At 47.2% G+C, this 25,111-nt stretch carries 23 protein-coding genes; 8 read left to right on the top strand and 15 right to left on the bottom strand.

Translation table 11 applies throughout. The features are described from left to right. The first annotated feature begins 165 nt into the window (after positions 1-165). Positions 166-612, top strand: coding sequence for an IS110 family transposase (locus tag QUA56_RS04295; RefSeq protein ID WP_333353732.1), 447 nt, complete (start codon positions 166-168; stop codon positions 610-612). Between the two features lie 98 nt (positions 613-710). Here the strand turns inward: QUA56_RS04295 and QUA56_RS04290 are convergent, their stop codons facing one another. The 6 genes from QUA56_RS04290 to QUA56_RS04265 form a co-directional block, all read right to left on the bottom strand. After that, a complete protein-coding gene (locus QUA56_RS04290; RefSeq protein ID WP_333353674.1) occupies positions 711-1,184 on the bottom strand; it encodes a hypothetical protein in 474 nt (157 codons plus the stop codon). Further along, complete coding sequence (locus tag QUA56_RS04285) at positions 1,159-2,364, bottom strand: urease accessory protein UreH domain-containing protein (protein ID WP_333353670.1); 1,206 nt, start codon at positions 2,362-2,364, stop codon at positions 1,159-1,161. The genes QUA56_RS04290 and QUA56_RS04285 overlap by 26 nt, the downstream gene beginning before the upstream one ends. A gap of 162 nt (positions 2,365-2,526) precedes the next feature. Next, complete coding sequence (locus QUA56_RS04280; RefSeq protein WP_333353667.1) at positions 2,527-3,129, bottom strand: hypothetical protein; 603 nt, start codon at positions 3,127-3,129, stop codon at positions 2,527-2,529. A 137-nt stretch (positions 3,130-3,266) separates the two neighbouring features. Then, positions 3,267-4,334 (bottom strand): LOG family protein, encoded by a 1,068-nt coding sequence (locus QUA56_RS04275; protein WP_333353664.1) that lies wholly within the window; start codon positions 4,332-4,334, stop codon positions 3,267-3,269. A 314-nt stretch (positions 4,335-4,648) separates the two neighbouring features. After that, entirely contained in the window at positions 4,649-4,972 is a 324-nt protein-coding gene (gene trxA, locus QUA56_RS04270) for a thioredoxin (protein WP_333353661.1), read from the bottom strand. Positions 4,973-5,648: 676 nt separating this feature from the next. Beyond that, positions 5,649-6,812, bottom strand: a complete 1,164-nt coding sequence (locus QUA56_RS04265; RefSeq protein ID WP_333353658.1) for a GuaB3 family IMP dehydrogenase-related protein — start codon at positions 6,810-6,812, stop codon at positions 5,649-5,651. 122 nt (positions 6,813-6,934) lie between these two features. Between QUA56_RS04265 and QUA56_RS04260 the strand changes: the two genes are divergently transcribed. Beyond that, positions 6,935-8,146: a lipid-A-disaccharide synthase-related protein gene (locus tag QUA56_RS04260; RefSeq protein ID WP_333353656.1), complete on the top strand. Its 1,212-nt coding sequence runs from the start codon at positions 6,935-6,937 to the stop codon at positions 8,144-8,146. Positions 8,147-8,424: 278 nt separating this feature from the next. On the opposite strand, the gene QUA56_RS04255 is transcribed toward QUA56_RS04260, so the two are convergent. From QUA56_RS04255 to QUA56_RS04240, 4 genes are all read right to left on the bottom strand, one after another. Continuing rightward, entirely contained in the window at positions 8,425-9,126 is a 702-nt protein-coding gene (locus tag QUA56_RS04255; RefSeq protein WP_333353653.1) for a polysaccharide deacetylase family protein, read from the bottom strand. A gap of 534 nt (positions 9,127-9,660) precedes the next feature. Then, positions 9,661-9,846, bottom strand: coding sequence for an NfeD family protein (locus QUA56_RS04250; RefSeq protein WP_332982109.1), 186 nt, complete (start codon positions 9,844-9,846; stop codon positions 9,661-9,663). Positions 9,847-9,928: 82 nt separating this feature from the next. After that, positions 9,929-10,111, bottom strand: coding sequence for an NfeD family protein (locus tag QUA56_RS04245; RefSeq protein ID WP_333353649.1), 183 nt, complete (start codon positions 10,109-10,111; stop codon positions 9,929-9,931). A gap of 29 nt (positions 10,112-10,140) precedes the next feature. Further along, the gene (locus QUA56_RS04240) at positions 10,141-10,347 is read right to left on the bottom strand and encodes an NfeD family protein (RefSeq protein WP_333353646.1); all 207 of its coding nucleotides are present in this window, start codon (positions 10,345-10,347) and stop codon (positions 10,141-10,143) included. Between the two features lie 214 nt (positions 10,348-10,561). Here QUA56_RS04240 and QUA56_RS04235 point away from each other — a divergent pair, with 214 nt between their 5' ends. The 3 genes from QUA56_RS04235 to rodA all read left to right on the top strand — a co-directional run bounded on the left by QUA56_RS04235 (position 10,562) and on the right by rodA (position 15,000). Then, entirely contained in the window at positions 10,562-12,973 is a 2,412-nt protein-coding gene (locus QUA56_RS04235; RefSeq protein ID WP_333353643.1) for a tetratricopeptide repeat protein, read from the top strand. Positions 12,974-13,034: 61 nt separating this feature from the next. Then, positions 13,035-13,382, top strand: a complete 348-nt coding sequence (locus tag QUA56_RS04230; protein WP_333353640.1) for a VOC family protein — start codon at positions 13,035-13,037, stop codon at positions 13,380-13,382. A 358-nt stretch (positions 13,383-13,740) separates the two neighbouring features. Beyond that, a complete protein-coding gene (rodA, locus tag QUA56_RS04225) occupies positions 13,741-15,000 on the top strand; it encodes a rod shape-determining protein RodA (RefSeq protein WP_333353639.1) in 1,260 nt (419 codons plus the stop codon). A gap of 473 nt (positions 15,001-15,473) precedes the next feature. On the opposite strand, the gene QUA56_RS04220 is transcribed toward rodA, so the two are convergent. The 3 genes from QUA56_RS04220 to QUA56_RS04210 all read right to left on the bottom strand — a co-directional run bounded on the left by QUA56_RS04220 (position 15,474) and on the right by QUA56_RS04210 (position 18,539). Continuing rightward, positions 15,474-16,886, bottom strand: a complete 1,413-nt coding sequence (locus tag QUA56_RS04220) for an NAD(P)(+) transhydrogenase (Re/Si-specific) subunit beta (RefSeq protein WP_333353636.1) — start codon at positions 16,884-16,886, stop codon at positions 15,474-15,476. Further along, entirely contained in the window at positions 16,883-17,176 is a 294-nt protein-coding gene (locus QUA56_RS04215; protein WP_006633295.1) for an NAD(P) transhydrogenase subunit alpha, read from the bottom strand. The genes QUA56_RS04220 and QUA56_RS04215 overlap by 4 nt, the downstream gene beginning before the upstream one ends. Before the next feature lie 214 nt (positions 17,177-17,390). Beyond that, the gene (locus tag QUA56_RS04210; RefSeq protein WP_333353633.1) at positions 17,391-18,539 is read right to left on the bottom strand and encodes a Re/Si-specific NAD(P)(+) transhydrogenase subunit alpha; all 1,149 of its coding nucleotides are present in this window, start codon (positions 18,537-18,539) and stop codon (positions 17,391-17,393) included. Positions 18,540-19,000: 461 nt separating this feature from the next. Between QUA56_RS04210 and QUA56_RS04205 the strand changes: the two genes are divergently transcribed. The 3 genes from QUA56_RS04205 to QUA56_RS04195 all read left to right on the top strand — a co-directional run bounded on the left by QUA56_RS04205 (position 19,001) and on the right by QUA56_RS04195 (position 22,942). Then, the gene (locus tag QUA56_RS04205) at positions 19,001-19,513 is read left to right on the top strand and encodes a DUF2808 domain-containing protein (protein ID WP_333353630.1); all 513 of its coding nucleotides are present in this window, start codon (positions 19,001-19,003) and stop codon (positions 19,511-19,513) included. 392 nt (positions 19,514-19,905) lie between these two features. Next, positions 19,906-21,177, top strand: a complete 1,272-nt coding sequence (locus QUA56_RS04200) for an MFS transporter (RefSeq protein WP_333353627.1) — start codon at positions 19,906-19,908, stop codon at positions 21,175-21,177. A gap of 181 nt (positions 21,178-21,358) precedes the next feature. Then, positions 21,359-22,942, top strand: coding sequence for an MDR family MFS transporter (locus QUA56_RS04195; protein ID WP_333353624.1), 1,584 nt, complete (start codon positions 21,359-21,361; stop codon positions 22,940-22,942). A 105-nt stretch (positions 22,943-23,047) separates the two neighbouring features. On the opposite strand, the gene QUA56_RS04190 is transcribed toward QUA56_RS04195, so the two are convergent. Together QUA56_RS04190 and glyQ are read right to left on the bottom strand one after the other, a co-directional pair. Next, positions 23,048-23,815, bottom strand: coding sequence for an ATP-binding cassette domain-containing protein (locus QUA56_RS04190; protein WP_333353621.1), 768 nt, complete (start codon positions 23,813-23,815; stop codon positions 23,048-23,050). Positions 23,816-23,973: 158 nt separating this feature from the next. Next, positions 23,974-24,852: a glycine--tRNA ligase subunit alpha gene (glyQ, locus tag QUA56_RS04185; protein ID WP_333353618.1), complete on the bottom strand. Its 879-nt coding sequence runs from the start codon at positions 24,850-24,852 to the stop codon at positions 23,974-23,976. Positions 24,853-25,111: the final 259 nt, after the last annotated feature.

Raw genomic sequence — 25,111 nt, 5'->3', positions numbered from 1 at the left:
TATCTTTTTGGTGGAACCCGCCCCTTGTATCTTAAAAGAGTCAGTCAGGCGATCGCCACAAAAGAGTGGGCGATCGCTGCGTCAAACAGGCGTAAATCTAAAGAAACAAGAAAAATATAAGCTGTTGTGCATTGAAACCACTAACTAGGCTGTTCCGGGTGCGTCATCCGCGAACACGCTCCGCTTAAACGGGAAATACTTCGGACGCTCCGCACCATACAATGCTTCAATTCTTTAATCTTTAATCTCAAATCTCAAATCTCAAATCGATCGACCTCAATTCCTGGTATTGGGGAACAAACGGCTGGAGTGTTATTAGCTGAAATCGGTCGGATTTCCGATTACAACAATGCTCGTCAATTAGCTGCTCATGCGGGTTTAACTCCCTGTCAACGCAGTTCAGCGACGGAGGTTAAAGGCAAAACTCGTTTGTCTTGTACCGGAAATGTCCGACGAAAAAAGGCATTGTATTTGCCTGCGGTGGTGGCAATGCGTCACAATCCCTTGCTCAAAGCTATGAGTGAACGATTATTGAGTCGTGGCTTTCGTCAAAATGCAGGTGATTGGTGCAATGATATCGGAAGTTGGTGCATTTGGCTTTTGGGATTTTAAAATCCCAAAAGCCTTTCGACCCAAATTATTTTACTGCTATCCCTTGACAAGTCAAGACAGTATCTACAAGATTTATGTTCGGTGATGGAAAGATTATCTTAGCGAACCGTGACTGTATAAGTCAGTTTAAAGGGTTTGAAATTAGTTCCTTTTTTTGGCTCGCCGCTGAGTTCTAATTCATAAATCCCTGCCTTGGGAAATACGATATCGGCTCCTGGCATTCCTTGATATTTCTCCGCAGATACTGCTTTTAAAGGGGGCTGTATCAGTGGCTTATCCGCTTCTTTGCGATTTTTGGTATAAACCGCTAATTTGCAATTGCACTGCTCTAAAGGGATGATTTGACCGCCCCTGCGAGTCAGCGCAAACCAGACTCTCGCAGGCTGTCCGGCGCGGGGGTTGTGGTTGGGTTCTAGGTGAAAGGTAGCAGCTACATCTCCCGAGACTTCGACTTCGTGCGCCAAAACTGAAATCGAGTTTAAGTGCGGCGCACTGGGAATTGCTGCTTCAATTAGCAATCCCAAAAAAACTAACAATCCCAAACTTTTACTTTTGTTTAACAGGCGAAACATAGAACTTCTCCAGTGATAAAATTGACCAAAATAAGCGCGATCGCACTAACAAGACACCTAGGGCAATTATTCCCAACAGCAGCGCCCGCAATTGATTAACCGCCGTCCATTCAAAGCCGCCCAGATAGTCGGAACCGATGAGAGTTGCGTGTACAGCGCACAGCAAGAAAGCTGGAACGCTTAACAGGTGAAGCATTCGCCACAGTTTGCCTAAATAATTTTGAATGCGATCGACACTTGTAACCGCCGCCGGCAACATCAACAGCAGCGACAGCATCCCAGCCGCCATTCCTAACTGATGCTGCGGCACCATGAAAGACACAGCATCAAAATTCCATTGCAGCGTATGATCCAGCATATGAAACGTGTGGGCGAGTGCTAAGACAAACGCGCCCACACCCAAGGCGCGGCGGTAGCGCAGCAGTTGCGGCAAAAACTTGCTAACCGGACGCGCCAACAGTGCTAGCATCAAGCACAGCAGCCCTGCGTGGCCTGTGAAATCGACCATTTCATCGGTTCGCAGCAAGGTAAGAATCCCGATCGCCACTGTCACCCAACCACCCGCACGAAACAGTTGACTCCGCGTGTTTGCGCTCAATCTGCCAGCAAAAAAACCCACTCCCAGCATAGTGGGCAGCGTGCCGAGTCCGAAAGCCAGCATCGTCGCCGCACCCAAAACCGGGTTTCCGGTTTCCGCCGCCTTAATCTGCGCCGCGTAGAGGAAACCGCAGGGAATCAAACCCCAAAGCAAACCCAAAGCAACCGGCACCCACCAGTTTTTTTGTGCCGAAAGCTTGCTCATTGCTTGTCCGACTCGATCGTGCGACATTGGGTGCAGCAGCGGCAATCTGGGCAGCAAGTTCGGTTGAATTTGCACTAATCCGAACCAAATCAGCATCGTGCCCGTGAGAAGTGCGATCGCGCGCCGCAATTCGCTACCCGTACCGGCCAAAAATCCGCCAGCAATTAACACCGAACCCAGTCCGCCAATTGCAGCACCAACCAAAGCGTAAGCTGCAATTCTCCCCAAATTCAGCAGCAAATGAAAGCGGAAAGCAGCTAATTTATCGTTGCGGGAATTTGAGAGAGAAAACGCCACTGTCAGCGGGCCGCACATCCCCGCGCAGTGACCGAAACTGCCGAGAAATCCCAAAGTGCTAATTAGCAGCAGGTCTAACATTTTGAGTCAGTAGTCAGCAGTCATTAGTTATTAGTTTTTTTACTGCTGATTGATTATTGATGAGTGTTGACTATCCTAAATGTAGCCTATCGATTTTGTCAAAAGACAGTCTGTCAAACTTATTAACAAGTCTTGCTACCAATTACCAATTACCCATTACCATTACCCATTTTGAATGCCGAGCGCTAAAATTCCCAATATTTTATCAACCTGATTCAAAAAATACTCCAATAAATCTATTTGAACTGATTGCCCTTCCAGCATTAAAAACTTCCAAATTTCTCCCGTTGTCACAACCCCATAAATCCTCGATACCTGATTTCCCTCCCGTTCGTTAAACAGTTGAGCTGCATACATTTCCGCTACGCACTGACCCAACCCAGCATTAATATTTTCCTTTTTAGCCTCAACGATTAAAATCGCCGGCGCGCTAACAATCAGGAACTCTACCGATCGACTAATCAGAAAATCGCAACTGCCGTTTAATCCCAAGTCGCTGTCAACCGTAAAATCAACTCCCGAAAACAAACTAATGCGATCTGGAAACTGTTTGGTAAGTTCCAGCAAAATCGGCGCAATAATCATTTCTGAGCGTGATTTTTCCGTATTACTCGCCAGAGCAAAAGGAACATTATAAGCTAAAGTTTCTGTTAAATGATTGCTGCATTCTAAAGCAGGTACGGCCGAAAACAAATCTTGCCTCGGCGAAATCGTTAAATTCAAAGTTTTTTTGACGCTTGCCAAACTAAAATCGCTGTAAGCCATACATTTTACCCTGAATTTTTTACTTTCTTAGGACTTACGCAACTGACACATATAGTAGGGTGCGTCTGAGGTCTAAACCATTAATAATCGCTCTCTAACGAAAGCCTGACGCACCCTACAAGTCTAATAACTAATGACTACTTTTGTTCTGGATGCGCGGCCGCCGACGAAGCTGCACCCATTTGATTAATAGCAGCAATTAGCTGGTAAAGCCGCCCCAAATCCCGCTGGTTGAAATGCAAAGTCAGGCGCGGCAGCTCGACAGTTGGATCTCCTATTTCTGGCGGCAAAGCTTGACTTTTTTCAATTTTTCCTGTGACAACAATATCGCTAAAATCAGCATTTAGCCGATCGACATTCTCCTCAGAAAGCTCTGTTTTCAAGCGAATTACCAGTTTTTCGCGCACGTAGCGGGAGGAGTGATAAACCAGATAAAAACTACCGATCGCCTCGCAAGCGACATTTACATCGTCAGTAATCGTATACAGGCTCCGATCGTCTGCTGAAATCAAACCCCGGCCGCGCAATTGTTTTTGCACAAAATAATTCCAATCGTGCCAATAATCTCCTCCCGGTCGATCGATCAATACCACAGGAGCCGGCCCGAACTTGCCAGTTTGAGTCAAAGTCAGACACTCAAAAGCCTCGTCCAGAGTGCCGAAACCGCCCGGAAACAAAGCCAAAGCATCGCTCTCGCGGAGAAAAAATAACTTGCGAGTGAAAAAATATTTAAAATTGAGCAACTTGCGATCGCCCTCAATGAAAGGATTAGAACTTTGCTCGAAAGGTAACTGAATGTTCAGCCCAAAAGAACGTTCAGCAGTCGCCCCCTCGTTCCCCGCCTGCATAATCCCGCCGCCGCCGCCAGTAATCACCATAAACCCCTGCTGCGCGATCGCCCGCGCAAAGTCTCTGGCCATCAAATACTCCGCAGATTCCGGCGACACCCTCGCCGAACCAAAAATCACAATTTTGCGAACGTGGCGGTAAGGATAAAACATCTCAAAAGCCTTTTCCATATCTCGCAGAGACGACGAGATAATTTTCCAGTCTAGGCGATCGAGATCCTCTCCAGTCATTTGCACTATAGTAGAGAGCGATCGTTCGATCCACTCAGAGTGCTTCAACATTGGCAAGCGATCGAGCAAATCCATCACTTCAGCTTGGAGGGACTCAAAACCTTGACCAGATCCAGAAGGAATCATGAATTTTTCCGAAACGGTAACAATTTTTCGCTACTAAAAATTAAGGGGCAAGCCAAATTTAGAAGCCAATAGCCACCAGCAAATTGCCCTGCTGGCAACTAATAACTTTTCCAGTAGCTTTGCCCCGGTTCTGAAGCGAGTTAACTTTCGCGGCCCAAAAAGAACAGTGCGAAACGCTCGCAGTTGGGTTAAACTTACATCCTGCACCATTCTCAAGAACAGGCAAGATGCGGGTTCCACAAAGAGTGAATTTTCTTGTGGGGTGGGCATCCTGCCCGTAAAAGGCTTATTGACAATGGTGCTCTTCAGTTGGGTTAAATGTACTTTTCCAGAGTGTTGGCCAGAGTAGTTTTGGGAACTGCCCCAACCACCATATCAACCCGTTGACCGCCCTTAAATATCATCAGCGTCGGAATGCTGCGGATACCGTATTCGCTGGCCACGTTAGGATTCTCGTCGGTATTAACTTTTACTACCTTGACCTGCCCTTCATACTGTTGAGCAATTTCGTCTACGACGGGTGCCACCATCCGACAGGGCCCGCACCAGGGAGCCCAAAAATCCACTAGAACTGGAACTTCGCTATCGAGCACTTCCTGCTTAAAGGTAGAGTCGGTTACTTGCGCGGCTGCTGACATCCCTAGCCATCCTTGTAAATACTATTTCTCGGATAACAAGTCTAGCAAAAAATGTAACCACTTGCGTCAACGATTTTAAGAGAAGGAAGTTCGGCAACAGATGTTGTAACGGATGTAACGGATTGAACCGATGTAACGGATTGAAAGGATCGATGTAGAGGGTGCAAGACCCGAGGCACAGGGCGATCGGGTAGGGAGCATCCAATTTTTGCTTTCAGATCGCGGACGGTTGCATCAGAATAATATATTTCGATGATATAGCGCGCTCACGTCGTCCATAGCGAACGATCTAGCGCGCTCGCGTCGTCTCGCTCGCACTCCTAAAAAACGGCTTTTTACCAAATTGGGATGCTCCCATCGGGTAGAACGCAGAATTAGAAATACTTTTAGCTCAAAATTTAAAACTGTTCCCCCACTCACTCCCTCCCCACTCTCCCCGACAATCCAGAGCTAACAGCCCCAGATCGGTACCTAGTAAATAAGACTGAAGCTTTGGGTAAAAAAGGAACCGCCCGAACAGTAGTCCGGGCGGAGTGTGGTGTGAGGAGTGAACGGAAACATTCGTCTCCGCTTCTTCTATTGTGACATCTCCTTCTCGATAATTCCACAAGATTCTGTAAAATTCGAGACTATCAAACAAAGTTTGTCAAGGTACGCTGGTATTCTGGCAGTAAATCTACTTACCCATGCCCAACTGCTGAGCTTTTTGATAGACTTTACCCTCAGTCAGCAGAGAAGGAGCAATTACCACTTCCACTTGCTGCATCTCCTTAAGATCCTTTGCGCCGAGGGTGCCCATGCTAGTTTTCAGAGCTCCGAGCAAGTTGTGCGTACCGTCATCTAGCAGCGCAGGCCCGCGCAAAATTTGCTCCACAGTGCCGGTAGTCCCGACGCGAATGCGAGTGCCTCGCGGCAAAACCGGGCTGGGAGTCGCCATCCCCCAGTGAAAGCCGCGGCCCGGAGCTTCGGCAGCCCTGGCAAAGGGCGAACCAATCATCACTCCATCGGCGCCGCAGGCAATACACTTGCAGATATCGCCGCCGGTAATTAAACCGCCGTCAGCAATCACCGACACGTATTTGCCAGTTTCGCGATAGTAGTCGTCCCGCGCGGCGGCGCAGTCTGCTACCGCTGTGGCTTGGGGAACGCCGACACCCAATACGCCCCTAGACGTGCAAGCAGCCCCCGGCCCAATGCCCACGAGAATGCCTGCGGCGCCGGTTTTCATTAAATTCAGGGCGACTTCGTAGGTGACGCAGTTGCCCAAAATTACTGGTATCGGCATCTCTTGACAGAATTGGGTCAAATCTAAAGATGCGATCGATTCAGGGGAAAGGAAAGCTGTCGAGACGACAGTTGCTTGCACAAAAAATATATCGGCTCCCGATTGAGCAACTGTTAAGCCGTATTTGCTCGCGCCGGCCGGTGTACCGCTGACGGCGGCAATCCCTCCTCCTGCTTTAATTTCTTTAATTCTCAGCTCGATTAATTCTGGCTTGATGGGTTCGGCATAGAGTTGCTGCATCAGGGAAACAAATTCGTGGTTCCCGACACTGGCGATGCGCTCTAATATTGGCTGGGGGTCGGCATAGCGGGTTTGAATTCCTTCTAGGTTGAGCACGCCCATTGCTCCCAATTCCGACAGCAAAACGGCCATGCGGACATCGACTACTCCATCCATTGCACTGGCGATGATCGGGATTTCTCGATCGATCCCGCCAATCTGCCACTTGGTATCTGCCAAACTCGGATCGAGGGTGCGCTGTCCGGGTACAAGCGCGATTTCATCTATGCCGTAAGCTCGGCGAGCGCTTTTGCCCCGCCCAATTTCAATATTCACGCTGTTTCACTTCCACAATGTATTTAAATTAGACTAACAAAAAGTTAGCCAGCCCGAGTTTAGCGATCGCACGGCTGTGTTAAAAAAAAGCTCGGCACTGATTCTGATTCTATTCTGATTATATGAAATCAAAGGGGGTGCTTTTCCTCAGCAACGGCCACGGGGAAGACGCGATTAACTGTCAAATTCTCAAAGCTTTGAGAGCATCTGGCGCGGATGTTGATGTTTCGGCGATGCCGGTTGTAGGTGAGGGGGGTGCTTACAGCCGATCGACCGTGCCAATTATTGGGCCCACCAGTCAAATGCCGTCTGGGGGAGTTTTTTACATGAATCCCCTGTTTTTTGTCAAAGATGTTGGGGCGGGGCTAATTGCTTTAACTTGGCAGCAATTGCAGGCTGTTTGGACGCATTCGCCCCGCTGCGATTTGGTGGTGGCGACTGGGGATATTGTCGCGGCGGCGATCGCCCGATCGATCTCGCGCCCCTATATAATTTTTCTGTCAGCTCATTCTAGTTATTACGAAGGGCGAGTCAATTTGGGTTTAATCTTGTGGCGCTTGCTTTCCTCCGAGAAATGTCTGGCTGTTTTTACTAGAGATGCTTTGACTGCTGCTGACTTAAACCGACAGGGTTTAAAGAAAGCTCAGTTTGTCGGCAATCCCATCATGGACAACCTCAATTCTACGGGCAAAGATTTGCAGTTAATGCCCGGAGTTCGGACGATCGCCCTCCTCCCCGGTTCTCGCCTCCCGGAAGCCACCGACAACCTCGTTTTGCTGCTGGAATTGGTCAAAGAAATTGCTGCCAATTCTACTGTACCGGTGCAGTTTCTGGCGGCATTAGTTCCGAGTTTGATGCTGGAATTAGATGATATCGCGGTGCGAGCTGGGTGGCAAATGCGATCGGGAAAGCTCATTTTTTCAGGAATCAAGCAGCACGGTAGCTCCACAGCAGCGACAGTTGAAGTGATTTGCTATTCTGATGCTTTCGCCGATATTTTGCAGCAGTCTAGCTTAGTAATTGGGATGACAGGAACTGCTGTCGAACAAGCTGCGGGCTTGGGAAAACCTGTAATTACCATTCCCGGTAACGGCCCGTCATTTACCTATCGGTTTGCGGAGGCTCAAAACCGGCTTTTAGGTGATTCCGTGCAGGTTATTGGCACACAACCTGCGAATTCTGATATTATCAAGGAAGCTGCTTTGACAGTCGATCGCACTTTGCAAGACGATCGATATTTAGCAAGTTGCGTTAACAATGGCTTAGAAAGAATGGGGCAAGCTGGTGGCAGCATAAAAATTGCTAATTACGTCGCAAACTATCTTGGTTATTGATTGTGGTAGGGTGCGTCATTCGATTTTAGATTTTAGATTTTAGATTTTGGATTGACCCCACGGATAAATTCGGGGGCTTGAGGATTTTAGATTTGAGATTTTGGATTGATTCCACGGATCGATCGCGTGGCGGGTACCACCTTTGAAATTCGCTTGTCAGGTTTTAAATTTTCAATCTGCACGGAAACTCTAATTCTGACGCACCATTTATTCCCTGGTGCGTCAGTATGAGATTGTTGATTTGTCTCGAAAATAATTGTCGCTGACGCACCCTACTGCTATTTCAACAACTCAGAAACAGTTTTAAACGAGTAACCTTTCGACTGCAAAGCCTTGACAATCATCTCCGTTGCTGCTACGGTTTTCGAGCGATCGCCCCCGCCGTCGTGCATCACCACAATCGAACCCGATCGCACATTGTCAATCACCCGATTTGCGATATCTTCTACCGTGTGTGTTTTTTCGTAATCTTGAGAATCCACATCCCACATAATCAGTTTTTTGTGCATTTGGGACACCAAATAAGACAAAACTACAAATCTCCGACCCCAAGGCGGTCGAAAACTGATACTATCTTGTTTAACCCCAACTTCCTGCAAAAGTTTGTCCGTTTTTTCAATTTCCGACAGCAGATACTCGCGGGGTTTAAACATCATATCCTTGTGAGAATAAGAATGATTTCCCAACTCATTCCCCCTGGCAATAATCATCGGCACAATTTCAGGATGTTTTTCAATATTGCGGCCGATTTCAAAAAAAGTAGCTTTAACTTGGTAGCGGTCTAAGATATCTAAAAGCTGATTTGTATACGGAGGATAGGGGCCGTCATCGTAGGTAAGCGCCACAACTTTCTGTTCAGTATCAGCGCGGTTGAAACCGAAATAATTGTTAAATTTAGTAACTCTTATCAACAACGATACTGCGAAAAATAACGCTAGTGTCCAAAGCAGAAACTTTTGTAAATTTTTACCGATTCGCATAGTTGCACGCACTCGATCTAGAATGAAAGTGGATTGCTGTCAGATTACCACAAATTGCGGCAGATAGCATTAATATCGATCGCGTTTGTCAAGTCTGCAAAAAAACGCCGGCAATACTGCCGGTGGCGAGTTGTTGTTGAGATTCCACACTAGAATATCGAAGCCAACAGAAGTGAGAAGAGCGATCGCGCCTGTGAAGAGATTTGAATAGAACTCCGCCTAGATAGCAGCCCGATCGCAAATTCCGACATTTCTAGCCATACCCTCCACCAGCAAGGTAATCTTGTCAATTTCCACCACATTTCTGCTTCTACAGATCGCTTTTTATAAATGGCTGACAGTCATGATTTTTGGCTCCTAATTCCCTGTTTTTCGGAACTTTGAGATGCGATCGACTGATATAGCAATCCTCGCATCAGTCGCAAAATCGATCGAGACCAGAATCCTTGCAGTGCGAGCCAGAAAGCTCGCGTATAATGCAAGCAAATCATTTAGGATTGCTATAGCTCGACTCGCTAACAGATTAATTCCCAACTACGCTTTAACTATCAGAGTAATGTTGTCAAGTCCCACGACGCGAACCACATCACCGGGTTTCAAAGTTATTTTTCGATCGCACTTAGCGGGCCACCAACTACTTTGGAAGCGGACGAGACCGCATTTATTAGGTCGAATTTCTTCTTCTACAATCGCTTTTTCTAAATAGCTGACAGTCATCATTCTTGGCTCCTCACTGCAAATTGTCCGTAACGTTGAGATGCGATAAACTGATATTTATACTCCCTAACAAAATAATTTTTAATTAAGGTTCAACGATGAGAGTAATGTTGTCAATTCCGACTACTTCAACCAAGTCACCGGGTTGAAAAGTTATGTCTCGACCGCACTTCGCCGGCCACCAACTGTTTTGGAAACGAACGCGACCGCACTCATTAGGTCGAATTTCTTCATCCACGATCGCTTTTTGGGAATTGTCAAAATTCATGATTGCTTGCTCCCGATTGTAGATTTGCCTTAACTTTCAGAATTGATGCCAAACGACGCTGCAACGATCAAAGTAATATTGTCAATTCCGACTACGCGAACCACCTCACCGGGTTCAAAAGTGATATCTAGATCGCACTTTGCCGGCCACCAACTGTTTTGGAAACGAACGCGGCCGGGCTCATTAGGTCGAATTTCTTCATCGACGATCGCTGTTTCAACATCGTTAATATACATAGCTGCTTGCTCCTGAATATAAGCTCGACTCGATCGGTGTGTAAGTTAGAAGCTTGTCCGTCAACTTCCCCTCCACACTCAACAGTATCCCCGGCCAACCTCGGCCGTGTCAGTCGGTAAAAGTCTATACAAGTCCACTGTTTGAGCGTGTAAGCGAGTCGGAAAAAGTCTGTTAAAGTTGTGTCAGATGGGTAACGCTAAACCTGGTGACTAAATGGAAGCCGATCGTGCACTGGATTTTACTAATTCGTTACTTGTGGCTCGAAACCTGAAAACTCTCGACAACCTTGACAGCGCGATCTTTCGCGAAGCATGGATGGGGGTGCAAGGCAGGACGTACCAACAGGTTGCAGATAGTGAAGGATATGGAGTAGGGACTGTTAAGGATGCTGCCTCTAATTTGTGGAAGCGACTTTCAGCCTTGTTTGGAGAAGGAGAAAAAGTCAAAAGAGACAACCTTCAGGCCGTAGTAGAGCGATTTTGGCGCAGCTACTCGAAATTAGAACCGCAGTCGGGACAGATTGTTGCGGCGACAGGATCTCTGGGCCCTGATTCGGAGTTGGACATCGAAAACCCCAACTTTTTGGGCAGGGAAGTGGCAATCGCCGATCTCAATACTCTCGTCAATCAAGGTGCAAAAGTGATTGTCATCCAAAGTGCCGGCGGTATGGGCAAAACGACTTTGGCCAGACAGTATCTCAAATCTCAAGGGTTCGATCGAGTAATTGAACTGTTGATGGCAAAAGAGACAGAGAATATCACAGCATTGGAAAGCGCGATCGAAGAATGGCTGAAGCAAGACTTTCAGGAAGAACCCGGGCCAGACTTTGGCGTCACCCTGGGGCGGCTGAAGCGGCAGCTTCAGACTCACAAAGTCGGCGTATTAATTGACAATTTGGAAGCTGCACTCGACGGACAAGGTAAGTTTATTGAACCGCACCGGCTTTACGTGGAACTGTTGCGAGTTTTGGCTGACGCGGCGGTGCAGTCGGTAACTCTGATTACCAGTCGCGATCGACTGTGCGATTCTGATGTCACCGTCGAACACTACCTGCTTCCGGGATTGGAAGTTGAAGTTTGGCGGCAGTTTTTTAGCTGTCGCAACATCAATATAGATGATGTCGCCCTCAAGGAAATGCACAAAGTTTACGGCGGCAATGCTAAAGCAATGGGCATTATTTGCGGCACGATCCGAGAAGATTTTGACGGAGATATGGCGGCCTACTGGCTGGAAAACAGCGACGATCCGCTCCTTGAAACAGACTTAAAAAATTTAGTTACCAGTCAGTTTAACCGCCTGCAAGAACTCGATGCCGAAGCCTATCAACTCCTCTGTCGCTTGGGCTGTTACCGCTATCAAGACGTGCCGACAGTCCCTACTGACGGACTTTTGTGTTTGCTGTGGGACGTGCCCGAAGCCGGACGCCGACAAATCATTAAATCGCTGTTGCACCGATCGCTAGTCGAGTCTCAGAAGGGCGAATACTGGCTGCATCCAGCAATTCGGGAAGAAGCGGTCGATCGGCTCTCGCCCGGAGACTGGGAGACTGCAAACCGCAAAGCCGCCGAGTTCTGGAGCGAGAGTGTTGAAAATATTGAGACTGTAGAAGATGCGCTGAAAGCTTTTGAAGCTTACTATCATTATGTGGCAATTAGCTGTTTCGAGCAGGCCGCGAGCGTCATCCTCAAAAAAATCAATATCCAGTTTGCCCAAGATTACAAGCTCGGTAGAGCGCTCTACAAATTAGGTTTCTTGCAGCCAATAATTTCAGCAACTACTCGCATCGTCAACAATGTGACTTCTGATTATTATTTGAGCGGTTTATACAGTCTTTTAGGCGTTTGTTACCGGATCTTAGGGGAGATAAATCAAGCGATAGAATGCCACCAAATATCGGAAATAAAAGCCACTAAATCTTTGCAAATTATAGCGAAAAGCAGCGAACCGGAAAACGGCAAACAAGCTAATCTGGAATTTTGGAAAGTTAACGCTGCAATTAATATAGGTTTTTGTCAAATAGAAATGCGGGAATTAGAATCAGCTATGGAGATATTTGTCAAGCTGAAAACTTCGCGGGACGAAATCGGGATTAACAGCTATTCGATCGATGTCGGCTTAGCTTTCCTCAACTCCTGTGTCGGAGCCAAAAAAGAGGCGGAAAAGCTCGCCGAAAAACTTTATGCCGATCGGGAAAACAGTCATTTGGTGGGTACGGGATACAAGTTAGTTTTTCTCGCCGCCACCTACAAAAACCTGGGAGAGACAGAGAAAGCTTTGAGCTTGTACCGCCAAGCGATCGCCCAAGCCGACCAAAACCATTACACCACCATCAAAGCCAAAGCTCTCAGCGGTATCGCCGAACTGTACCGAGAACGGGGAGAATTTGACCGAGCCCTGCAGCACCATGCAGAAGCAATAGAAATACTCGATCGAGCCAGCGCTAAATTAGACCGAGCCGAAGCTTGCTATCAACTAGCACTGACAGAACAAAAACTTGGTAACATCGAGAAAACCCAAGAAAATTTTGACCGCGCCGTTCAACTGTTCGGCGAAATGGACGCCAGCAAACAAGTAGAAAAAGTACAGTTAGCTGCGGCTAAAAAAACCGAAAAAATACCTAATTAATCGAGTAACAAATCAGAAAATAGATACAATACACGAAAGAAGAAACCTAAATTTTGTTGACATGAAACTAAAACGATTGGGACACGTAGCCGTCTGCGTGCAAGACATAGAGAAGTCTGCTGAGTTCTATCTAAACTTGGGCATGGAGTTGGTCTGGAAAGATGCAGACTGGGCTTATTTGAAAGCTGGAGAGGACGGATTGGCGCTGTTGAGTCCGAGTTACGACCAAGCAGGGCCGCATTTTGGGTTTGTATTTGACGATCGTACCGAAATGGAATCCGCCTACGAACAACTCAAAGCCGAAGGTGTTTCCGTCACCCGCATTCACGAACACCGCGACGGTACAGCATCTTTTTACGGCAGAGACCCTGACGGTAACGGTTTTGAATACCTTTACGAACCGGCTTGACGATTCTCGGACTTGCGGATCGATCGGGCTAAATCCGGGTAAGGTGTGCAGTGGGCACCCTACAAGATTGGTGCGCCCGCACTCTAGCCCGTTGCTGACGGCCCGGAACCTCCGTACAACTGGCCGAATAAAGTGACATACTGACACCGACGCTTCTACAGTACGGTGCAGGCTCTGAATCCGAAAAACAGCAGATTCCACGTTTATGAAGGACACCCGCTTATCGCTCTATCTCCGCCGTAGGGACACCGCGCCGTGCCGTGTCCCTACTTCATAAACCTGGAATCGGAACTATATCCACAACTTCCGAAAATCGGCTCGATAATCTAAAATCTAAAATCTAAAATCTAAAATCCTCATGTTGCAGAGAATACAAGTCAGAAACCGCTGGAAATCCATCTTCAAACCCTGGGAAGAATCAGACCCTTGGCTGTTTGCCGCTTGCATCGGCCTCACCATCTTCGGCGGAATCATGATCCGCAGCGTCGAAACCAACCAGGGGCTGATCGACTGGTGGCGGCACTGGGTAACTGGCGCAGTCGGTTTGTTCCTCGCCATCATCATTTCCCGCTGCCGCTATCAAATACTGATTGAGTGGAAATGGCCGATTTACATATTAATCAATTTGTCGCTGATCGCAGTCCGGTTTATCGGTTCTACAGGCCTCGGTGCCCAGCGGTGGATCAATATCGGCGGCTTCTACCTGCAACCGTCAGAATTTGCCAAAGTAGGCATGATTGTCACTTTAGCAGCTCTCCTGCACGACAAGACTGTCCCCACGGTGAGGGATATGTTGAGGATGCTGGCGATTATGGCTGTACCCTGGGGATTGATATTTGCCGAACCAAATTTAGGTACTTCCCTGGTGTTTGGCGCGATCACAATGGGGATGTTTTACTGGGGTAATGTCAATCCCGGCTGGCTAGTATTGCTGTTTTCTCCTCTATTCTCAGTTCTCCTCAACAACCTGTCTACACCGATTTGGATAGCCTGGGTAGTTATTGCTGGTATTATCGCTTGGCGATCGCTACCTTGGCCTTGGTTGGGGACTTTCGCTACTGTCCTGGTGAATGTGGTGTCGGGACACGTCGGACATCTTTTTTGGGGTGTCCTGAAGGATTATCAAAAAATGCGCTTGACGGGCTTTTTAAACCCCGAGAAAGACCCTTTAGGCAGCGGATATCACTTGATTCAATCTCGGATTGCTATTGGGGCCGGGGAACTCAAAGGCAGAGGTTTGTTTCACGGAACGCAAACTCAGCTTAACTTTATTCCCGAACAGCATACGGACTTTATCTTTTCAGCTATTGGCGAAGAATTGGGATTTATTGGCTGTATTTGCGTGCTGTCGGTGTTCTGGATAATTTGTTTCCGGTTGGTGATGCTCGCTCAAACTGCTAACGATAATTTTGGTTCTTTGTTGGCGATCGGCGTACTGTCAATGTTAATTTTTCAAGTGTTCGTAAATATTGGGATGAACATTGGGTTGGCTCCGGTTACGGGCATTCCGCTGCCTTTTCTGAGTTACGGGAATGCGTCGCTGCTGAGTAATTTTCTCGCGCTGGGACTGGTGGAGTCCGTGGCGAACCAGCGACAGCGCAAGAAGCGTTGGAATTAGACAATTGGCAATTGGCAAGAGATTCGCCGTCCTGAATAGGCAGAATGATTGTGCAATCACGCACCATATTAAATAATGGCGTTGCTGATTAACGGTATGAACTGAGATGTTGCACAATTGTCAATAAGCCTTTTATGAACAGGCTCTCCGGCCTGTGAAGCGAGAAAATCTACTCTTCGCTTCACAGGCCGGAGAGCCTGTTCTTGAGAATGGTGCAAGATGTGAGTATGAACCAACTTTTCGCTTGATGTTACAAAACTCACCATACTTGGCTGATGGCAATTGGGAACTCTTCAATTCATACCTGTATTAAGCAACGCCTGGAAGAACCAACAAACCCAAAATAAAAACCCGGTTTATTGGATAAACCGGGTTTTTATTGATTCCTAAAAAATCCTAGGGACACGGCATTGCCGTGTCCCTACAAGGACTCAAAACAAAAACCCGGTTTCTGAGCCCCATGCTAAAAAATTCTACAACTGCTTCACCTCAGCAACTAACTTCGCAACCACATCCTTAGCGCTACCAAACAACATCATCGTCTTATCCTTGTAGAACAACTCATTGTCTACACCGGAAAAACCAGCACTCATCCCGCGCTTAATCACGATCGTATGCTTGGCCTTATCAACCTCCAAAATCGGCATCCCGTAAATCGGGCTCGCCGTATCGTGACGCGCCGCCGGATTCACCACATCATTCGCACCAATCACCAGCGCTACATCCGTTTCGTCAAACTGCGGATTGATATCGTCCATATCGTACAACTGCGGATAAGGCACGTTTGCTTCCGCTAACAGCACATTCATGTGCCCCGGCATCCGCCCAGCCACCGGGTGAATCGCGTATTTCACGTCAACACCCATTTTTTCCAAACCGTCGGCTAACTCGCGCACGGCGTGCTGTGCTTGTGCTACAGCCATTCCGTAGCCGGGAATAATTACAACCGATCGCGCATAACCCAACATCATCGCACTTTCTTCGAGATTGATGCTGCGAACAGTTTTGTCAGTGGCACCACCAGCAGCCCCAGCAGCAGCCCCAGCACTTCCGCCACCGCTACCAAAGGCGCTAAACAGCACGCTACCAAGCGATCGATTCATCGCCTTGCACATGATTTGCGTCAAAATAATCCCCGACGCGCCAACAAGTGCTCCAGCGATAATCAGCATATTGTTCATCAAAATGAACCCAGCCACACTCGCCGCAATCCCCGAATAAGAGTTAAGCAGCGAAACCACCACGGGCATATCGCCGCCGCCAATTGGCAGCACAAACATGATCCCCAGAATATTGGAAATCGCCACCAAACCCAGGAATACCGGCACATTTTCGGGATTCGCCAGCATATAACCGCTGCCGGCTAAAAGTGCGATCGCCAGCATGGCATTAAACGGCTGTTGCAGCGGAAACGTCATCGGCGCACCAGGTAGCAATTCTTGCAGCTTCGCAAACGCTACAAGGCTACCAGTGAAAGTAATCCCGCCGATCAACACGCCCAAAAGGATCGTGATTGTCGCGTCTGGAGTCGGCGATTCGGCGATGCTGAGATAGCGCCAGAATTCGCCCACAGCAACGAGTGCAGAAGCCGCGCCCCCGAAACCGTTAAGCAAACCCACCATCTGCGGCATATCTGTCATCGCCACGGTTTTCGCCATAATTGTTCCCAAAATGGAACCGACGATAATTCCGACAGCAATCAATTCGTAGCTGACTACTTGCTTTTCCAGCAACGTACCGACGATCGCGATCAACATCCCGATCGCAGCTAACACATTTCCTTGACGGGCGGTTGCAGGGGAACCCAACTGTTTCAAACCGACAATAAACAAAGATGCGGCAACTAAATAACCTAGTTGAATGCCACTGGGCAGAAAATCGCTCACGCTTTAACCTCTTTTTTCTTGAACATTTGCAGCATTCGATCGGTTACTAAGAAACCGCCGACAACGTTAATTGTGGCCAGGGCGATCGCGATCGTCCCCAAAATCGAAGTAACAGTTACATTACCTTGGCCCGAAATCAGAATCGCGCCTAAAACCGCAATTCCCGAAATCGCATTCGATCCCGACATCAAAGGTGTGTGCAGCGTCGGGGGGACTTTATTGATTACTTCAAATCCCACAAACGACGCTAGAGTAAACACCACTAAACCTGCAATCAATCCTTCTGCCATAACAATTGGTAATTGGTAATTGGTTATCACTCATTAGTCATCAGTCATCAGTCATTAGTCATTAGTTGTTAGTCATTAGTTGTTAGTTGTTAGTTGTTAGTTGTTAGTTGTTAGTTGTTAGTTTCAATGACTACCGACTACCGACTACCAACTACTAACTACTAACTAATGACTACTAACTAATGACTAATGACTACTGACTAATGACTACTGACTAATGACTGCTGACTGCGGAAGCAGTCAAAGCATCCCGCACCCGATCGCAGCTAATTTCGCCGTTGCGGGCAACGCAAGCACCCGCGATGATATCATCTTCAAAATTCAAGTTGAGTTCCCGATCTTTCACCATCAACTGAAGTAAAGAGGAGACATTCTTCGAGTAAGTTTCGCTAGCGTGTATCGGCATTGACGAGGGCAAATTAATCGGGCCGATGACATTAACGCCGTTCCATTCAACATCTTTCCCCGCTTCAGAGCATTCGCAATTGCCGCCTTGTTCGGCCGCGAGGTCAACAATTACCGATCCGGGCTTCATTTGAGAAACCATTTCTCTAGTAACTAAAATAGGTGCTTTTCTGCCGGGAACTTGAGCAGTGGTAATCACTGCATCGGAAGCGCTGACGTGTTGGGTGAGCACTTGGCGGGTGTGTTCTTTAGCTGCTTCGGATAATTCTTTAGCGTAGCCGCCTGCTGCTACAGTTTCTTCCTTGAGTTCGACATCAAGAAATTTAGCGCCCAAACTTTGCACTTGTTCTTTTGTTTCCGGGCGGATGTCGAATGCTTCCACGACAGCGCCCAAACGGCGCGCCGTGGCGATCGCCTGCAAGCCAGCAACGCCCACACCCATTACCAAGACTTTCGCGGGGCGAATCGTACCCGCCGCCGTTGTCAGCATCGGAAAATACTTCGGCAAAGCGGAGGCTGCGATCAGTACGGCTTTGTAACCGGCGACGTTAGCCTGAGATGACAGCGCATCCATGCTTTGAGCTCGGCTGGTGCGCGGGATCATTTCCATGCTGAATGCCGTTACTTTGCGATCGGCCAAACGCTGCACTAAAGCCGGATTTCCCAAAGGATTCAAAAATCCGATGAAAACTCCTCCTTCCCGGAGTTGATGAACTTCTGATTCTTGCAATTCCCCGATTTTCACGACGACATCGGCTTCGCCCCACAGCCTAGCGGTATCGGCGACAACCTGAGCTCCGGCTTCTTCGTAAGCAAGATCCGAGAAAAAGGATTTTGCGCCGGCACCGGCCTCAACCCAAACTTCTACGCCTTGTTTTACCAATCGGGCCACAGCGTCGGGTACTAAAGCCACCCGGCGTTCGCCTGCTTCTATTTCTTTTGCGATCGCTAATTTCATACACTCTCCTTATTTAAGCTTTCCCAGGACGCTTGAAACCGCGCCTACACAGACATGGCGGTTGAAACCGCGCCTACACAGACAAAACCTGCCTCCGCAGGTTTCTTGAAGTGCGATTTTTAATCGCCCGATGCCTTGCTTTACATTGAAGCAGCCGTTGCCCTAAACTTCTCTCGTTGATACTAAAGCCGATCGCCCAAATTCGAGCCGTATCTTTAACTTATCTTATACATTCAAATTCGCTAATTTGTTAAGTTTGCAACCGATTATGATATAATATTCTGTCGGCTAGTTCTGTAGTTTAAATGTCAGTTATCAGTATTACGAAAAAAAATTGACCTCAGCCCGCAGTCGATCCCCCTCATCAATTTGCTGAGACATTCGATATATTGTAGGCACGATCGCAAATTTCGGGCGATCGATATTTAAGGTTCACCAAGAGTTTAATTAGAGGAGTTGTTATGCGACGATTATTTTCAGCATTAGCGGTTACAGGTTGCTTGGTGGCTGGGTTGCCCGCCATCAGTTTAGCCCAAGGAATGCCCGGATTCACGATTTTCGGCGGGCCCGAGCGCGCCAACCAGTTAAACTACCGCTTGGATTACGGCAAAGCGGGGATGAGCGGCGACAGATATCGGCTGCGAATTCCTTCCAAAAAAGTAAGTCTGGCGATCGCCCAACTAAACATATCCTATCCAGACTACTACAAAGGCGAATTCGACCAAAAAGATATTAAAGTGCGCGTCAAAGACAAAACAATAGAATTGCAAGAAGTAATCTGGGACAAAGAAAATAGATTCATAGAAATTTATCCCAAAGATCCAATTCCTGCCGGCAACAATGTTGAGGTTGTACTCTCCAACGTCAAAAACCCATCTCCGGGCGGAATGTACAATTTCAACGTCCGCATCCGCACCCCCGGGGACGTTCCCTTGCTGCGTTACCTCGGTACTTGGCTGTTGAGCATTGATTAGAAGCAGCGCGATCGGGTTGCGAGAATAAAATGCTCGTTTCCTGGTTTTGGAGAACCGAAAAATAGAACCTCCGGCTCATATAGCAATCCTAAACGATCGGTAAAATGAGTTTAGGGAGAATCCCGCCGTGCCATTTGTGTCAAATTCCGATAAAAACCCATAATAAATGTCGCTTGTAGTCGAGTCTATATCTCCCTAAATCCCCCTTAAGAAGGAGGACGAAATATCGCAATCTTATTCCCCCTTATTAAGAGGGGCTAGAGGTATCTCGCAGTTAGATGAACAAGAGAAACAGAGGGTTTTAGTCTTAATTAGACACCAAGGGCGCGGGGAAACTACCCCCTGAAAAATCTTGACAAATCCAATAGGATTGCTCTCGCCGTACTTGCAGCATGAATCTACTAGCAAAAATCAAAACAATAAAACTTCCTCCAGCGCTGCGATCGAGAAATTATCGCCTGTTTTTTGCAGGACAAAGCATCTCTCTGATTGGCAATTGGATGACGCAAGTCGCCACGATTTGGCTTGTCTACAATTTGAGCGATTCACCTTGGATGCTCGGCGTGGTGGGATTTACAAGTCAAATCCCCACATTATTTTTACTGCCTTTTGCAGGAGTTTTAATCGATCGCTGGAACCGCCACCGAGTCATAATTGCCACTCAAATATTAGCAATGGTTCAATCCTTAGCGCTAGCATTTTTAGCGCTAACAGGAGTCGTGAACATTTGGCAGATCGTGGTACTGAGTTTCTTTCAAGGCGCAATTAATGCGTTTGACGCGCCGGCACGGCAAGCTTTTGTACCCGAGCTCGTGGAAAAGAAAGCAGATTTAGCAAATGCGATCGCCATTAATGCTTCGATGTTCAACGCAGCCAGACTAATCGGCCCAGCAATGGCAGGTTTGCTGATAGCTACAGTCGGCCCAAGTTATTGCTTTCTGATTGACGGACTCAGCTACATCGCCGTAATTGCAGGCTTATTAGCGATGCAGATCAAACCCCGTCAAATTGCTGCAACTAATACCAAACCCTTACAAAGATTAAAAGAAGGATTCGTTTATGCCTTCGGGTTTCCCCCGATTCGAGCAATTTTACTGCTATTATCATTAGTCAGTTTGGCCGGAATGTCGCACACAGTTCTAGTCCCAATTTTTGCCACCAAAATCCTGCACGGCGACGCCCAAACTCTCGGCTTTTTGATGGCTGCTTCGGGAGTCGGAGCCTTTACGGGTGCGATTTATTTGATTTCGCGCAAAAGTATAGTTGGCCTCGGCAAATGGATTGCGATTTCACCGGCAATTATGGGATTTGGACTGATAGGTTTTGGTTTGTCCCACTTCTTGTGGCTGTCATTAATCATGATGTTGTTCGTTGGCTTTGGTTTCATTTTGCAATTTGCAGGAGGAAACACATTTTTGCAAACAATCGTTGAAGACGACAAACGCGGAAGAGTGATGAGCATATACACGATGGCATTTTTTGGAGTCACACCGTTTGGGAATTTAGTTGCCGGGGGATTGGCAAATTATATCGGCGCTCCCAATACAGTCATCATTGGAGGTATAATTTGTGTTTTAGGCTCCATCGTTTTTACCAAACAGTTGCCAGCTTTAAAAAACTTAGTCCGACCACTGTATCAAAAAATGGGTTTAATTTCGCACTAGGGATTTAGTCTAAAAGCACAAAAGCCAACATTAAACAAGATTCCCAAAGCTAATATCTGACTGTATCTCTAGCAATCCTCAACAATTTGTAAACTTTTCTCTTGTCTTCTCTTTCTCTGCGCCCTCTGCGCCCTCTGCGGTTAAAAAATCCAAATAAATTACGCAACCAGAGGTTAAACCAATGGCAAATACCAGTGCAATTCCACAGCAGCAGAGCGACGATCGAGTTCCCTTAAAAACCTGGATCGGCGTCATGGGAACAATTCTCGGCGCTTTCATGGCTGTTTTGGACATTCAAATCACCAATGCTTCTCTCAAAGATATTCAAGCGGCTTTAGGCGCAACTTTAGAAGAAGGTTCTTGGATTTCCACCGCCTATCTAGTCGCAGAAATTGTCGTAATTCCGCTGACTGGTTGGCTGTCGCAGGTGTTTTCAGTCCGTCGCTACATCTTGGTAAATGCCGCTTTCTTTGTCTTCTTTTCCATGTCCTGCGCTTGGGCGTGGGATTTGAATTCAATGATTGTGTTTCGGGCTTTGCAGGGATTGACGGGCGGCATCTTAATTCCGATGTCTTTTACATTTTTGATGACAAATTTACCGCCCAAAAAACTGCCTGTCGGCATGGCACTGTTTGCACTGACAGCTACTTTTGCACCATCCATCGGACCGACATTGGGAGGGTGGCTGACTGAGAATTACGGCTGGCAATATGTCTTTTATCTCAATTTGGTTCCAGGGCTGCTGCTGCTAGCTGCTGTGTGGTACGCAGTTGACCCTAAGCCGATGCAATTGTCACTGCTAAAAGGGGGTGACTGGTGGGGAATTGTCTCGATGGCGATCGGCTTGGGTGCCCTGCAAGTTGTCTTAGAAGAAGGAAGCCGCAAGGACTGGTTGAGTTCTGATTTTATTGTGCGTTTAAGCATAGTTGCGGCAATATTTCTCAGCGCTTTTTTCTGGATTGAATTAACTAGAAAAAAACCGTTTATTAACTTGCGATTGCTGACTCGTCGCAATTTCGGCTTAGCAAGTATTGTGAATATTTCCTTGGGAGTAGGATTGTACGGTTCAGTGTTTATTTTGCCACTGTATTTAGGTCAAATTCAGCAGTATAATTCTATGCAAATTGGCGAGGTGATTATGTGGGGTGGAGTGCCACAGTTATTCCTCGTGCCGATGGTGCCAAAATTGATGCAGCGAATCGATATGCGGCTGATGATTGGTATCGGTGTGAGTTTGTTTGCGGTGAGTTGTTTTATGAATGCCAGCATGACTCACGATACCGGTATCGATCAGTTACGTTGGTCGCAATTAGTCCGCGCAATGGGGCAGCCTTTAATTATGGTGCCGCTGTCAACTATTGCGACTGCTGGTATGGAGAAACACGAGGCTGGTTCGGCTTCGGGTTTGTTTAATATGATGCGAAATATGGGAGGTTCGATGGGGATTGCGGCGTTAGGAACTTTGGTGACGCAACGCGAGCAATTTCACTCGAATCGATTGGGAGAATCTGTTTCATTGTACAATTCGGCCACGCAGGAGCGAATTAATCAAATGACTCAGTATTTTGTGAGTCGCGGTGCAGATTTAAGCGTGGCGCAAAATCAGGCAATTAAGGCAATTGATAATATTGTCCGCCGGGAAGCTTCTGTGATGGCTTTTAATGATTGTTTTTACTTTGTGGGAATTGCTTTGCTGCTAAGTGGAATTGCAGTTTTGGGTTTTAAAAAGGTGAAAGCGGGTGCGGGTGCTGGGGGAGCTCATTGATTCTGTAGGGCGCGGAGTGCGCTGCATCTTTGGGGCGGGCAGGATGCCCACCCCACAAGAATTTTAAGAGTTTTCAAAATGCAGCGTAAATGTTTTTTATCTTGTTCACCATTCTTGTTGAGCTTCTGCTTCTGCTTGGATTAAATTTTGCCGCAGTTGCACCCAATTTATTTGATGGGAGGGCAAATCTTCGATGAGTTTTCCGCGCTGTAAATGCAGAATTCGCGTGCTAAATTGCTCGGCTAATTCTAATTGGTGGTTTACCATTAAAATTGTGGTTTGGCCGTTTGTTAGCTGTGTCATTACTTGCAAAAGGTGGGCGGCTTTTCCTGCGTCTAGGGCGGATGTTGGTTCGTCTAAAAGCAAGATTTTTGGTTGCAGGATGATGCCGCGGGCGATCGCCACGAGCTGTTTTTGGCCTGTGGAAAGCTGCAATTCGGTGCGATCGAGCCATTCTTGGGGTATGTGCAGTTGTTCGATCGCCCCGCTAATTCTCTCAGCAATGTTTGATGCAGTCACGCCCCGCAGCTTCAAAGGATAAGCCAATGCTTCTCGCACCGACATTCCCAAAAGCTTGGATTCTTGCAGGATGAGAGTGATTTGTTTGCGGAGTTCGATCGCAGGTATTTGGCGATATTCTGTATTTTCCAGATAAATCGAGCCGCTGGTGGGACTGCTAAGCCGATTTAGCAACCGCAACAGCGTTGTTTTGCCCGCACCTGAAGGGCCAACAATTGCCACGCGAGATCCCTTGTGTACCTGAAACGAGATATTTTCCAACAAATAACTTGAGGCGATCGGTGTTTTTACACTAACATTATCAATTCGCAGTTGAGGATTTGTTTCTGTATGATTTTCAGAATAATTAGGCATTTAATTAATTAAAAATATGGCTTTCGTGGAACGGGCATCTTGCCCGTTCTTGAGGCAGGCAATATGCCCGCCCCACAATCCAACTCACTCTGTGTGGAACGGGCATCTTGCCCGTTCTTGAGGCAGGCAAGATGCCCGCCCCACAATCCAACTCAAACTCAAACTTTTACAGCTTTTTCTAAAGGAAAACCCAGTTTTTCGCGCTGTTCCAAATAAAGCTGAGCCACTCGCCGCGCCAAATTGCGAATTTTGGTGATGTAGCGAGTTCTTTCCGTTACCGAAATCACACCTCTAGCATCGAGTAAATTGAAAGTGTGAGAACATTTTAACACATAATCAAGACTAGGCAAAACCAATCCTTTTTTTGTCAGTTGTTCGGCTTCTTGCTCGTACAATCCAAATAGCGTAAACAGCAATTCTGGATTAGAAGCTTCAAAGTTATAAGTACACTGTTCTATTTCTCCTTGCAGGTGAACGTCGCCGTAACTTATGCCATCCTTCCACTGAATTTTCGTCATCGCATCGACTTCTTGGAGATACATTGCGAGGCGTTCGAGTCCGTAGGTAATTTCAATGGAGACGGGGCGACAGTCAATGCTTCCACACTGTTGAAAATAGGTAAATTGGGTGATTTCCATGCCGTCGAGCCAGACTTCCCAGCCGACGCCCCAAGCTCCGAGGGTGGGCGATTCCCAGTTGTCTTCAACGAAGCGAATGTCGTGGTCTTCTGGGCGAATTCCTAATGCTCTCAGTGAGTCTAAATAGATGTCTTGGATGTTGGGAGGAGAGGGTTTAATTAAAACTTGATATTGATAGTAATGTTGGAAGCGGTTGGGATTTTCGCCGTAGCGTCCGTCGGTGGGGCGGCGACAGGGTTCGATGTAGGCGACAGACCAAGGTTCGGGGCCAATTGCTCTGAGAAAGGTGTGGGGATTCATGGTTCCTGCGCCTTTTTCCGTGTCGTAGGATTGGGCGATCAGGCAGCCTCGATCGCTCCAGAATTTGTTTAAGGTGGCAATGACTGATTGAAAGTTCACTGGTTTAAATCTGGTTAGTAAGTGTCTAAGCTTATTTAAGCATACTCAAGGCAGGGTTTATTGAAATCAACCCTGCCGAAATTAGATCGGACAGGATTTATAGCGAATTGCCCTACTCTGCTTTTTCCTGTTTGCGTTTTTCGATTTTCGCGATCGGTAATAACATAGTTTCTTCAAGGTCTTTTCTTATTTTCAAGCTAACTTTACGGGTATTCCGTATTTACCGCTGCTCATTTATCTGAAATTAATAGCCTAAATT

Origin of the sequence: Microcoleus sp. N3A4 (assembly GCF_036701805.1) — a bacterium.
Classification (GTDB): Bacteria; Cyanobacteriota; Cyanobacteriia; order Cyanobacteriales; family Microcoleaceae; genus Microcoleus.
This window is presented reverse-complemented; position numbering and strand designations above follow the sequence as displayed.